Here is a 13,077-nt window from a genome sequence, read left to right as displayed (position 1 = left end):
GGATGTCGGTGTCGTCGACGACGAGTGGACATCGCCGGCGGTGTGAGCTTCGCGGAGTGGATACTCGGAGCGGGCAGGCCGGCGCGCGTCGGCATGCGTCTCGGTCAGGGCGGGACGGCCATGAGGACGACAGCGCCGGTGAGGACGAGGCCGGCCACGAGCAGGGGAACCGATCCTTTTCCACGACGCGCCACGACACAGCCCACGGCGGTGGTCGCCACTCCCGCAAGCCAGAGTCCGTATGCCACGAGCGACCGCAGCGCGTAGTCCCCTTCGCAGGTCTCCTGCCCGCTCTCGTCCCCGATCCTGCCGCACGCCGACGACGCTTCCTGGGCGAAGTGACCCATCAACGCCAGGACCGCCATGGCCACCACCCCGAGGACGAACAGCAGGAAGAAGACCTCGATGATCTTCCCCACCGCTGCGCCCACCCGACCGTGACGCCCGTTCTCCCCCGAGACCATGCCGCACACCCTAAGACCGCGCGAGCGCAGCGGACACCCTCGCATTCGAGAGTCGGGGAAACCCGAACGGCCGCCGCAACGGATCACCCCCGCAGGGTGATGCGTCTGGTGAGACGCCGTGCGGCGGAGTGTTCGTCGCCCGCGTCGATCAGCAGTTCGGATCCGATGAGCCGGACGACGTCCTCATAGGCGTCGCCGTGGTCGGTCAGGGTCCAGCCCTCCCACGCCTTGGGCAGCCGGTCGGGATCGAGGGGTGTGTCCAGCGACCACCAGTCGAGGCGACGGTTGGGCGCATCGAGGTGCAGGCCGGACCACGGGACCGCCTCGAGCACCGTGAAGTCCACGACGTCGTGCTGGGATCGAAGGTGTGCGTCCGGCCCGGCACACAGGTGGTCGGCCATGTCGCGGGCCCAGGAGCCCGCGAAGGACAACGCTCCGTCCCGACCGCGTACCGCGGCCAGGACCCGTGCCACCCGGCCGGGATCGTCGTCCTCGGTCGGGGCGAGCGCCCACTGCCGAGCCAGGCCGCGCGGCGGGTCGTCCAAGTAGGCGACGGTGGAGTACGGCAGACCCAGGCGGTCCATGACCTCGTACAGACCGCGCGCGATCCACGCCACCTCCCACCCCGACCACGCCTGACGCAGCATGCCGAGCCAGGCGCGGATCTCCAGCAGATCGCACGGCGCCCCACAGTTCGGCGCGATCTCGGCCGTGCTGTGGACGAGCAGACGGCGCCGGGGCAGGTCCACGAGCACAACGCCCCGCCACCACACGGAGTTCATCCAGAAGTCGGGCGTCCCACCGGGCAGAGTCCGGACGAATCGGGGGAACTCCAGCGGACCGCGCAGAAGATCGGTGTACAAGCACGACGCGCCGCGCTCCTGGGACCAGACCCGATGGCCGCCCCGATCGACGATCACATGGTGTGCGTGCCCTCCGCCCATCCCTCGACCCTACGGGCTGTCCGTCACTCGGGCGAGCGGCGGGCAAGTACGCCCGTCCCATGCGTCCGCATGAGCGGATCACGGATCCCACGTCGTCGCGTCCCATCCGGTCGCAACGCTCGTCATGCCAGGCGGTGTCCTCGCGCCCGCCATCGTCGGGCGAGATACAACCGGTGGTCGTACCAGCCCACCGGTCACCACGTCGCGAGACGCCGCCGGCAGTCGTGGCGCATCGAACAACACCGAAATGTGGTCCGCCCTCGGTGACAACTCCGAGTCGGACGCAGCAGGTTCGGTGGCCCTTGGACGCGGCCTATCCGAGTCGGACGCAGCAGGTTCGGCGGCCCTTGGACGCGGCCTATCCGAGTCTCGAAACCGGCGGCGCGGAAGGAACGGCAGCCTTGTTTGCCTTGCAGACCCTGGTTTCCGCCATACGGAATTGGTCTTCGGTGAGGTTCTTTCCCTCGTAGCGGACGGAGCCGGCGTGGGTCAGGTCGGCTGGGGTCAGTTCGATCGAGCCGCCGCCGTCATGGCCTGGCATTCCGGCCGAGATGTGGTAATCGCGGCCGGGTTCCAGAGGGCGGTACGGGATGGCTTCCCGGGCCCCGTCCGGGAGCCGGCCCAAGACCACGGTTCTGATCGGTGGGCCACCCGTCGGGAGTTCCATCGACCAATTCCTGGGGCCTATCCAGATACCGCCCCTCCACACGCGATCACGAGCAGTGCGACAGCCACATCGCGCAGTCGTGGTGGCCCAAGAAGCTGCGGGTTCTACGCTCGGCCCTATTGGCCGAACACTCCGAGAGGACAAGCATGTCTCGCAGCAGCGGAACCCCCACCCCCAAGCGCTCCCGACGCGCTCGTCGCGTCGTCGGCGCTCTGTTCGGGGCAGCGGCCCTGGCGACGCTGAACGCCGTCGCCGCGCCGTCCGCTTCAGCCGCCGACGTTCCGGACGGCATCGTGTGGGACCACGTGTACCGCGCCCCCGGCGTCACGGTCTACGTCGAGGAATACGGGGACATCGTCTCCGTCTGCGATTCGGCCGCCAACGGCTACCCGGCTGAGGTGACGGTCGCGGACGTCACCAAGCACTACACCATCAAGGTCACCAACGGCTACGGTTCGTGCGTCACGCGGGGGGCCGGCGACGGCAGCTGGTTCAACCTGGTGGAGGGCAAAGGGGTCAGCCTCTACTTCATAGGCGCAGGGCCCGGCACTGACGGCTACGCGAGCTACATCAACGACCACTGACGGCCGTCCCGGCCCAATGACGGCCGGGTGACGGCACCGTTGCACGCAGATGCAGCGACGTGTCGATCACCTGGTTCCTGACGCCGGCCCGAAGTCCTGCCGGAGTATTGGCGCTCCGAACCGCCTATGCGCGGTTCGGAGCCGCCCTTGCGGGGCGGCCCGAACGCAGCCGTTGCGATCGTCACCACGTTGCCGGGTCTGCCACGGCAGGAGGGGATCGCCCTGGGGCCTTGACGGTCGCGGGACTTGTTCGACGACCTGATCACACCGGCGCACGATCCGGAAACACCCCTGGTCCCACCGAGCACGAACGACACCGTCCCGGCCGTGTCGAGTTCGGATTTCGACCGGCCCCGCCGCTCCGATGCAGGCCCGTGCAACTCCCCACGAGGTTCGCCTTGCTCGAACCGGGTGCGGCGAGGAATGCTGCGGCGCTTTGTAGGTGACGGCCGGTCGCGACGGCGAACATGTCGTCTGGACGGGCCGGCGCAACCCCGTCAGGAAGGGCGTCGGCCTACCGGAACTCCCGTCTGGGCGGCTCAATACGAGGCCGAGGTCCGGCGTGCCGGAGCCGACCACGCTGGGAAGTGGCCGGCGGAAACGGTCGCGCGCCTGCTCGAGGCGGCGCTGAGGTAACACGAGGACCGGCCGGCCCGCTGGGACTGCGACCCGGACGCCATCCGGACCGCGCGCACGGAACCCGATCGCATTCGACGTGGTCCCGACGTATCCCCGCGGCGCGGCCGACACCGACCGCGCCTGGCTCCGGTTCGGGCCGACCATCGAGATCGCCGCCGGCGATCCCTCCGAGCAGGCAGAGCGACTCGCGGCACGGCTGACCGCAAGCGACCCCCGTGCCGTTGCCCGGCTCCGGGGCGGTACGCGGGAAGCCGCCGAACAATACGGCCACCCCTGGCCACCGAACCACCCGTAGCCCCACGAAACGCAGACCTCCGCGACATCGGCTCCCCTGGCACCCACCGCCCACGGGGCAACGGCCATGCGAACAGGCCCGCCACCGATCCTCACCGAGAAGACCTCGGGAGCCGCCCTCGATTACCCGGGCCGGCGAGAAGGTCGTCACGGGCATCGACGACGAACACCCCTTCGCCACGGCGCAATTGCGACGCCGGGTCCGTCCGGATCGGTTGGGCGTGCGCTCCCCTGCCGGCTTCCGATGCACCGGCGACGACCGTGTCGAAACGCGACGCGCCCGCATATGGTCGCCCCCGCCGGCGGCCGCCGCGTTCGTGACGACGTGGGCGACGGCCCGGTCGGGGATCCCGGGCCGCTGGGGCGCGACCGTGGCGGAGGGGACACCTCGTCTCGGACAACCCTCGCCCCGGGAAACTTTCGGGAGTGTTGCGCCCATCTTTCTTGACCACGGCATCATCGCGCGTCGCGCACCCTCCTGCGAGAGGCATTTCGCGACCCCATGCCGCGCCCGGGGCGGGGATCCCGCTCCGCACGCCTCCCGGAATTCGACGATTTCCATGTACCCACCGTTCGGAACGCCGCTGGTCAGAGGCAGCCCCTGCCGAGACGAACCGCCCGGAAGGCCCGTGCGCGCCTGATGGCCGGAAACGGGGGGTTGTCGTATTCCGGCCCTCGCGGGTGGCCTTTCTCTTTTTCTTCGCGGATTTCTTCCATCGTGACCATCAAGGTGCGTCTGTCCTATTGTCGGGTGGCACTTGATTACTCAGAGATATCAAGCGAACACGGCGAGAGGACTGGTGTGAATTGAACAGCGAATTCCGTCGACTGTGGAGTCGCACGACGATGGCGGCCATCCGGAACAGGGCCGCCGCGATCGTGGGAGCGGTCGCTCTGTTGGCGGCCGTGGTGCTCACCGGCGCGGCCACGGGTACAGCCGCCGCCGCGACCGAGGCGGCGCCCGCCGCGCGCGTGGGCGGGTGGACCTGCCCGGGTGAGCCGGTGCCTGCCGGGTATGTCATCACCGCCTTCGACCGCAACGGCTGTGGCGGCCGGGGAGCTTGGTTACAGCAGCCCGTTCGTGACGGTATCTGGACGTGTTCGGGCTCACCCATCGTGTCGGGGTATGTCATCGCCGGGTACGACCGCAACGGCTGTAGCGGCGTCGGCGCCTGGTACCACCGACTCGCACGGGACGGGATCTGGACCTGTTCGGGCTCACCCATCGTGTCCGGCTACGTCGTGACCGGGTACGACCGCAACGGCTGCAGCGGCATCGGCGCCTGGTACCACCAACTCGTCCGCAACGGCATCTGGACCTGCCCCGGCTCGCCCATCCCGGCCGGCTACCGCAGCACCACCTACAGCGCGAGCGGATGCAACGGACTCGGCGCCTGGTTGACCGTTCGCGCCTGACGGTCGCCGCGCAACACCGGGGTGCCACGCGGCTCCGTCGGCCGGCGGCCGCCTGTGGATCCCCACGGCGCGACCGCCGCCGGCCGACCACCCGGACCCACGGTCGGCCACCGGGAGGCGCGCGGTATCCCGCCGTGGTTCCCGCCTCGCCTACGCCGGGTGGGAACTCCGGCGTCGTGAGGCCGGTGGCAGCGGAGGGCGCCCGGCTCGGAGGCGGTGAACCGCCGTGTGCCGACGCGGAATTGGATGGATGGAGGACCGGCGATCAAGGGTGCGGACGACCCGCTCCCCTCCCGCCCGATCCGCAGCCCGGTTGCGGAGCGGATCCGCCAACGCCGCCGTGGGAAGCCGGGGGCGGGTGGCCGACAACCGGCGGCCACCTCACCCACCGGCTACGCGTCGACGGCGGGGTATTCGCCGAGCGGTTGGTGACCGGGCTCGGCGGGAGCGTGCTCAGACGAAGGGCAACACGCGTGCCCACGTGCGGAGTTCGTCCAGGTAGCCGTCCACCGCCAGGTTCGATTCCGCCAATATCGCCTCGAACTCCTCGTCTGTCAGCGGGCGGCAGCGGAACTCGTGCACCCAGTTGGCGTCCGCGAATTCGTATTCGATGCGCACCGCGCGCACTCCGTCTCCGATCGGCTCGGAGCTGAGGATCTTCACGGCACCGTCGGGATGTTGGCTGATGCGGGGCAACTGGTCGTGCCAGCCGACGCCTTCGCGCTGGATCAGCACCACCCCGTCGTCGGCGACGTGTGCCCGACAGGCGTCGAGCATCGCCCGGCGGAACGCGGGCTCGACCGTGTGCACCAGATAGGACGCCAACAACACCACGTCGAAGCGCTCCCCGAGCCGCAGGTCCTCGATCGTGGACAGGACGGTCTTTGCCCCGCGTACCCGATCGAGCATCTCCGGCGACTCGTCCACCGCCGTGACCTCCCACCCGCGCTCGACCAACGCGTGGGTCACCCGCCCGGCCCCACAACCGAGTTCGAGCAGGGTGCGGGCCCCTTCGCGAGCGCCGAGCGCGATCATCTCCGGCTCCTCGCGCGCCGGCAGGCGGTCGTACATGTCCACGGCGCACCCGTCCGGCGTGAACGCCCCGGGTCCCTCGCCGCGATACCCCTCACGAATACGCGCCATGACCGATCCCATCCCCCGAACGACCCACGGTCGCTCACGAAACGGACAGCAACGCGCCCACCCAAACCGCAACGGCCCGGAGCTGTCAACGGTTTCGACACGATGCCGACCGATTGCCGGGATGTCGACCAAGGCGCGTCCGTGCCGGACCACGTGCCCGACTCGGCCGGTGGTGATCGGCTCCGACCCCGCGCAGCGCCGTATCGGGCAGGACCCGGGAACTCACTCGACGTTCCCGCGCCGAACCCGCGCAGCCCTGAACGGCTACCCGGCGCGTCACCCCGGACGGCGAAGGAGCGGTTGACCCTGGCCTCGCAGTACCGGAAGCCCGTCCGCCGGGCGGGCTGCCGGATCACGCCCTCCGGCTCATCGGCCCCGGTTCCGAAATGCGTCCGCAGAGCAGGTTTCCGGACTCGGCGGGGGCCGTCGCTCATCCGGAACCGGGACCACCGGAGGGCGAATTCCGGCCGGCTCAGGTAGCCGTCGCCGTCGCCGTCGCCGTCGAGGTCGAGGTCGAGGTCGAGCAGGTCGACGACCGCGTCCGTGTCGATGCTGTGGCCGTGCCAGGTCTCGACGAGTCGGCGGTGTTCGGTGCGGGGGATTCGGCCGTGGCGAGTGGATTGCCTGTCCAGCGGGAATCCCTCCGACGCTGCGACGCCCCTGGAGCAAGATCACTCCTACGAGTGAATCGTGTACGAGTGGCTCGTCATTGCCCGGGAGACCATGACACGCCCCGCCATCACACGCCGCGCCGTCCACGCGCTGCCATCCACGCGCCGATCTTCCTGCCGCGTGCGCTCGCCGAGTCGTGGCACTGGGGCTCCCGGACGCCGAACTCACCGTCGCGGCATCGGCCTGGCATGCTCGGCGGTATGAAGATCGCTGCCGCGCAGCTCACGTGTGTTCCCGCGGACATCCCGGCCAACGTTCGCCGGCTCGCCGCTCTCGCCGAGCAGGCGCGCGTCCAGGGCGCCGAACTCGTCGTGTTCCCCGAACTCGCGCTGACCGGGTACGAACTCGGATCCCTGGTCGAGAATCCCGGCCTGTGGGTGAGCGCGGACGATGCGCGACTGGACCCGATCCGGGCGGTGGGGATCGCCACCGTCGTCAACTGCGCCGTGGCCACGGACGGATCGCTGCCCGCCATCGGGACACTGGTCTACGACGCCGACGGTGAACCGGTGACCACGTACCGGAAGCAGTACCTCTACGAGGAGGAGCGAGGCGTCTTCGCGGCCGGCGATCGGGACGGGCGCTTCGAACTGGGTGGCCTGCGTTTCGCGTTGGCCACGTGTTACGACAACCACTTCCCCGAGCTGACCGCCCGCGGCGCCGCCGACGGCTGCCAAGTGCACCTGGCGAGCTCGCTGTACGGCACGGGCAAGGGGATCGGGGAGCGGGCGGCCGTCTACCCGGGAATCGCCGAGGACACCGGCCTGTACGTCGTGATGGCCAACCACGTGGGCCCGTCGGGACCGTGGACCGGTTGTGGCGGCGCAGCCCTGTGGGCCCCGGGCGGGGCGCTGCTCGCGGAGGCCGACGACCGCACGGTCATGGTGGTCGCCGCCGAGGTCGGCGGGCTTCGATCACCGGCCGACACCGACGGGATCTCCGGCTGACCCGGAAAGCCGACTGAAGGCAAGCGCACGCATCGCGCGACCTTCGACAGGTGGGACGAAGTCCCGGCGGGTGTCACGTAGGCACGGCATGATCGGGTCGGGTTTCCGGCACGCCCACGCCGGTCCGCTGAATGCCCGAGTCCGAGGAGCACTCTTGTCCGCGTACGACCGAGAAATGGCACAGACCCGTGCGGTGTTGCTGCGCCTGTTCGACGAGTTCGACACCGAATTGGCCGCGGTCGAAGCGCAAGTCACCGATTGCGGTTCGCCTGCCCAGGCTGTGGCCCGTACCGCGGACGCCGCGCGCATACGGGACGGGTGGCGTGCCGCGCCCGACCCGACCCAGCTCTTCTTCCTGGACGCGTCGCCCGTCGGCTGGTTCACCGCTCGGCTCGCCCAGGCCCGCGCGTGCCTGCCCGCAGGACCGGGAGGAGGCTTCGGCCCCGACGCCTCGGGCCTGTACACGGCGCCGTGCCTGTTCGACCCACACCACGGGCCGGCGAAGGTCGGCGCGTTGTGGCAACCGTCGCCGGAACTGCTGCCCCGACCGGTTCTGTGCTGCGCCGAGGACGCCGCGCGCCTGGCCGACGGCAAGGCTCCGCGTGCACGGCTGTTCGCGACGGTGAAGGGCCCTCGCCCGCTCTGGGAGTGCGACGACCGCATCCAGGTGTGGTGGCTGCTCGGTCACTTCACGCTTGCGGGCTGGGACCGGCTCGCGGCGGTACTCGCCCACACCACTTTGGCCTCGTCGCTGAACTACGTGATGACGCACTCGGGCGCCACCGGTACGAAATGAGCCCCCCACCGCCCGCCCGGCGCGGATCGACCGCACGCGGAACCGCCCCGCACCTCACCGGAGTTCGGGCGGTGCGGGGCGCCGGTGTGTCCGGGTCGGAGGGGCCGTTCACCGGCAATGCGTCCTTGCTGATCAGTCGGGATCCCGAGAAGCAGAGCCGATGGACATCCACCTGTTCCAGGTGGTTGCCGTTGGATCGGTAGAACTCGCAGAGGGCGCCGGGGGGTTGCGGCAGCGCCCGCATCGTCCGCATCGTCCGGCACGAAGGGGAACTGTCGAGGCATCCGCCGCGCCGTCCTGCCAATCGACCGCGACGATCGGCCCGGGCCGCACCCGCCGCTCGGAACCGAGTTCGCGAACTCGGCGCGCCCCACGCCCACACGCGGCGCCGCGCAGTCCGTGGGCGTAAGGACACATCCGGACAGGACAGTCGAAGCGCCGAATACGCAGCCGACGCAGACGTCCGCTTCCATGCCCACCGCCGGCCGGGAGCGGGAGGAACTTGCCGCGTCCGTCGCGGAGTACCCCAGGCCGGCCGGCTGCTGCTGCATACGAGCGGGCCGGTACGGCTTCGAGACCACGCGGGTCCCGCTGTGGCGGACGGACGGTGTTCCGCCGCCGCGCCGTCGCCGTCGCCGTGCGTTAGGGGGTCGACCCGGACGGGGAGCGTGTGGGCGTGGTACCGGCGCTCTGCGGCAGCGGCAGGGTGCCGGTGAACGTGGCGTCCGGCAGCGCCGAGGGGAGCGGGGTCATGGCGACGATGATGCGGAAACCGGGACGGAGGGCGTCGGGAACGTCGAAGAGTTGCTGGGCGAAGACCGACTGTCCCGGTGCAACCGTGCCGGTGAAGTCCTGTTGCGGCAGACTTCCGTGCGTGATGCGTTCGGCGCGCTCTCCGCCGACGCGACCCATCTCGCTGACGTGCACTCCGGAGACGTCGTAACGGGTTTGCGACCGGTTGGTTACGGTGATCGTGACCAACGCCGGGAAGGAACCCGGCGCGGCGCTCGCGGCCGCGGGCGCGGGTTCCACGCGCGCCACCGAAACCACGACGCCGTTGGGCATCGCCACCCAGCCCCCCACGGGCGCGGTGTTCGCCGGCCCGGTGTCGCGACCGGATCCGGGCCCGCACAACCGCAACCACTCGTCCTGCGGCAGGCCGGGAGGATCACAGCTCACCGACGGGGATGCCGACGCGGCACCCGAACCACTCTTCCCGTCGTCGTCACCGCAACCGGCCGACGAAAGAAGAGCGGTGACCACGATGCAGACAGACACGACCCGACGCGACATGACAACCCCTTGAGACCAGAGCGGTACGGGGAGAGTCGGCCGTTGGTCAATCCCTCAAACAGGACCGGTCGTTCGTTTGGGCCATTCGATTCATCCATGTCACACCGAAAAGCCATGGTGCGGATCCCGTTCCCGCGGGGAGCATGTTGGCGGGGCGCACAGGGCACCGGGCCGTCTACGCGCCATCAGCCAATCGGTGTGCGGCCACGTCCGTCACCCTCTCGGCCCCATCCCACGCAGCCGGAGATTGACGGGACAGCGCTCAGGAATCCCGGCCGGAGTTCGTTGACTTCCCAGGATCTGGAGTCCCTCTGACGCCGCCCACTGCACGGGTTCCTACCCGTGGCCGGGGGCCGATCCCGCCACGGCCTCGGCCGATGTGGTTCGAGGCCATTGCCGAGGGCACGATCCAAGTCTTCACGGGCCCGGATTCGCCCAGGGTGCGGCGCCTGCGCCGCGACCCCCCGCGCCTCGATCGTGGTCGCCGCCCCGGTGGGCGAAAGCGAGCGCTGGGCATCAGTCGCGGGCCGCGTCACGGCGGAACCCGACGGAGCACACGACCTGTGCACCCGCCTGGCCGCTCGCTATCGGGACGTCGACGCCCCGGCCCGCGCCGACCAACTCGCCGAGATGCCGGCCGCAGACCACGTTCGTCTCGTCACCCACCCGGAGACCGTAAGCCGCTACGCGAACTGACCCCCGCAGCAAACGCGTTCGAACGAGCCGCTGTCGCGGCGGTCGGGGTGGAGCAAGGGCACACCCGCATCGACCCGAACGGCCCACCGTCGTGACAACTCCGGCCGCCACTCGCCCTCCTGCGGAGAATCCCCTTGAACCGTAGGAGTGTTCCGCCCGCCTCAACGGCCGCCACGCACTACGGGAGCGCCGACGTCACGGCGTCTCCGCGCAGGCGAGGTCGCTGATTCCGGATGGCTGGTTCCGGACAGTCATAGGCAGCCGTCGATCCGGTATCCGCCCCGCCGTTTCGTGCGGATCATCGTGTGGCCCAGCGCAGGCCGTCCGCCGGGTACTCGCACCCCTGATCGACCTCGCTCGACTGCGCATCCGCGCCGGAGACGGCCCCGGCGTCCACCACCGCCGCCACCCGCGACGAACACCGCGATATACGAGGCTCGTTGTGGGCCGTGCCCCCTCAGCTCCACCGGCCGCGCACTGCTGATGGTGATCCTTGAAAGTGGCTGTGAAGCGTACTTCGGGACGGTCACGGTGACCGGCCGGGATCAGAGCGCGACACCTTGCGCGAGTCTCGCCCATGTGGGCATCGCGATCGGTGCGGCGCGGCGGGGTTCTGCCGGTGTTCGATCCGCTCGGCCGAGAACGCGACGTCCGGCGAACGAACCGGAGTCTGCGACAGCCCTTGGCGGACTGGACGCTTCCCCTCCCCCGCAGGTGCGCCGGCCTACCCTCAAGGTCACCGGCCAGTTCGGCACGCGAGGCCCTCAGCGCGGCAAGTAGCAACTCGCGGGTGCCGCGTGGGCGGCCGGGCTCCCCGGCCGCCGCACCGTCTCATCGCCATCCGGACACGCGCACTGGAGTGCTCGAAAGTGACCCCGGGCAATTGGCGCGTGGTGGTGAGGACTGGGCCGGCTGCCCCGGCCCGCCCGATCGCCCCGACCGTGGCCGCTACGCGTCGCGCCTGCGGATTGCGGCCAGCGCGGCGACGGTCGCCGCCATCGCCCACAGGGCCATGACACCGATGCCGAGCCAGGGGTCGACCTCGTGCGCGTTGAAGTCGCGCAGTCGCATGATGCGTTGGCCCGCCTTGTCCGGCAGGAACCGGGCCACCTCGCGCACCCCGGGTATGGCCGTGAGCGCGGCCGTGCCCAGAAACAACAGGGGCATCAGCAGACCCATCGAGGCCATCGGGGTGCGCAGCAGGAATGCGGCTCCCGCACACAGCACGGCCAACAGGGTCAGATACGCGGCGTGTCCGAACGCCGTGCGCCAAGTCTCCGTCGCGGTCAGAGAGATGTCACCGGCGGGCATGACCAGGCGGGCGAGCAGCGTGCAACTCAGGCTCGATGCGACGGCGGTGACCAGGGCGATCGCGGTGATCACCGTCAACTTCGCGGTGGCGAACACCCGACGATCGGGCACCGCCGCCAACGACGAGCGAATCGTGCCGCTGCCGTACTCTCCGGCCACGGCGAGGACGGCAAAGGCCACAAGTGCCATCTGCCCGAAGTTGACGCCGTAGTGCACCAGGGAGAAGGGGTCGTATTCGGCGCCGTCCTCCCGGCGCTGCCCCTCGGCGACGAACGCGCTGACGAGGGTGCTCACTCCGGCGATCAGAACCACGGTCACCAGGGGCAGCCATCCGGTCGAGGGCACCGAACGGATCTTTGTCCATTCGGCGCGCACGGCGGCCGGGAACATCGAACCGGTCTCGACCATCCGCGCCGTTGTCATCGCGCTCACGCTCGGCCACCTCCCACAAATTGCTCACGCCCGGCTGTCAGCCGGAGATAGACGTCTTCCAATGCCTCGCCCGTAGCGACGAATTCGTTCAGTGCGGTGTCGGCGAGCAGTCGCCCGCCGGCTATCACCACGATGTGATCGGCGGTGAGCGCCATCTCGCTCATCAGGTGGCTCGACACGAAGACCGTGCGCCCCTCGGCGGCGAGCGATCGCATCAGGTCGCGGATCCAGCGGATGCCCTCGGGATCAAGGCCGTTGACCGGCTCGTCGAAGATCAACACCTCGGGGTCGCCGAGTAGCGCGGCGGCTATGCCCAGGCGCTGGCGCATGCCCAGCGAGTAGCCGCCGGCGCGACGCCGGGCCGCATCGGTCATGCCGACCTCGGCCAGCACTTCGTCGACGCGCGAGACCGGTATGCGGTTGGACTGCGCGAGGTAAAGCAGGTGGTCGTACCCCCGGCGACGCTTGTGCACAGCACCGGCGTCGAGGAGGGCCCCCACGTGTCGCAGCGGCTCGCGCAGCTCGGTGTACTCCCGGCCGCCGATCGTGATGCCGCCGGACGTGGGCCGGTCCAGACCCAATGCCATCCGCATCGTGGTCGACTTGCCCGAGCCGTTGGGGCCGAGGAAGCCGGTCACGGTGCCGGAGGCGACCTCGAAGGAGAGGTCGTCGACGGCGAGCACATCGCCGTAACGCTTGGTCAGGTTCCGGATCCGGATCATGTGCTTCGCTCCCTGAGGTGCGGTCGGGTCGTGGGGTCGGCCCACGAGGTCGGGCCG

The 13,077-nt window shown here is 70.1% G+C and carries 11 protein-coding genes and 1 pseudogene; 4 read left to right on the top strand and 8 right to left on the bottom strand.

What is annotated here, in order from left to right:
• Positions 1-104: 104 nt before the first annotated feature.
• The 3 genes from ACZOOI_RS42825 to ACZOOI_RS42815 all read right to left on the bottom strand — a co-directional run bounded on the left by ACZOOI_RS42825 (position 105) and on the right by ACZOOI_RS42815 (position 2,075).
• Positions 105-464, bottom strand: coding sequence for a hypothetical protein (locus tag ACZOOI_RS42825; RefSeq protein WP_465282230.1), 360 nt, complete (start codon positions 462-464; stop codon positions 105-107).
• Positions 465-547: 83 nt separating this feature from the next.
• On the bottom strand, positions 548-1,408 hold the full coding sequence (locus tag ACZOOI_RS42820; RefSeq protein WP_465282229.1) for a hypothetical protein: 861 nt from the start codon (positions 1,406-1,408) through the stop codon (positions 548-550).
• A gap of 358 nt (positions 1,409-1,766) precedes the next feature.
• Positions 1,767-2,075, bottom strand: a complete 309-nt coding sequence (locus ACZOOI_RS42815) for a hypothetical protein (RefSeq protein WP_465282228.1) — start codon at positions 2,073-2,075, stop codon at positions 1,767-1,769.
• 146 nt (positions 2,076-2,221) lie between these two features.
• On the opposite strand from ACZOOI_RS42815, the gene ACZOOI_RS42810 reads away from it, so the two are divergent.
• A complete protein-coding gene (locus tag ACZOOI_RS42810; RefSeq protein ID WP_465282227.1) occupies positions 2,222-2,659 on the top strand; it encodes a hypothetical protein in 438 nt (145 codons plus the stop codon).
• Positions 2,660-4,438: 1,779 nt separating this feature from the next.
• Positions 4,439-5,008 carry a hypothetical protein gene (locus ACZOOI_RS42805; RefSeq protein ID WP_465282226.1) on the top strand — a complete coding sequence of 190 codons (570 nt, stop codon included), beginning with the start codon at positions 4,439-4,441 and terminating at the stop codon, positions 5,006-5,008.
• A gap of 453 nt (positions 5,009-5,461) precedes the next feature.
• On the opposite strand, the gene ACZOOI_RS42800 is transcribed toward ACZOOI_RS42805, so the two are convergent.
• Positions 5,462-6,151: a class I SAM-dependent methyltransferase gene (locus ACZOOI_RS42800; protein ID WP_465282225.1), complete on the bottom strand. Its 690-nt coding sequence runs from the start codon at positions 6,149-6,151 to the stop codon at positions 5,462-5,464.
• Between the two features lie 872 nt (positions 6,152-7,023).
• Between ACZOOI_RS42800 and ACZOOI_RS42795 the strand changes: the two genes are divergently transcribed.
• On the top strand, positions 7,024-7,770 hold the full coding sequence (locus ACZOOI_RS42795) for a carbon-nitrogen hydrolase family protein (RefSeq protein ID WP_465282224.1): 747 nt from the start codon (positions 7,024-7,026) through the stop codon (positions 7,768-7,770).
• Between the two features lie 175 nt (positions 7,771-7,945).
• Positions 7,946-8,566, top strand: a complete 621-nt coding sequence (locus tag ACZOOI_RS42790) for a hypothetical protein (RefSeq protein ID WP_465282223.1) — start codon at positions 7,946-7,948, stop codon at positions 8,564-8,566.
• A 642-nt stretch (positions 8,567-9,208) separates the two neighbouring features.
• Here the strand turns inward: ACZOOI_RS42790 and ACZOOI_RS42785 are convergent.
• The 4 genes and pseudogenes from ACZOOI_RS42785 to ACZOOI_RS42770 all read right to left on the bottom strand — a co-directional run.
• Positions 9,209-9,745, bottom strand: a complete 537-nt coding sequence (locus ACZOOI_RS42785; RefSeq protein WP_465282222.1) for a hypothetical protein — start codon at positions 9,743-9,745, stop codon at positions 9,209-9,211.
• A 630-nt stretch (positions 9,746-10,375) separates the two neighbouring features.
• Positions 10,376-10,525, bottom strand: a complete 150-nt coding sequence (locus tag ACZOOI_RS42780; RefSeq protein ID WP_465282221.1) for a hypothetical protein — start codon at positions 10,523-10,525, stop codon at positions 10,376-10,378.
• 978 nt (positions 10,526-11,503) lie between these two features.
• Positions 11,504-12,289, bottom strand: coding sequence for an ABC transporter permease (locus ACZOOI_RS42775; RefSeq protein WP_465284163.1), 786 nt, complete (start codon positions 12,287-12,289; stop codon positions 11,504-11,506).
• Between the two features lie 83 nt (positions 12,290-12,372).
• A pseudogene (locus ACZOOI_RS42770) lies at positions 12,373-13,020 on the bottom strand (ABC transporter ATP-binding protein); the annotation flags it as partial.
• Positions 13,021-13,077 lie beyond the last annotated feature (57 nt).

The sequence above is a fragment of the Embleya sp. L77 genome (genome assembly GCF_055557415.1).
This window is presented reverse-complemented; position numbering and strand designations above follow the sequence as displayed.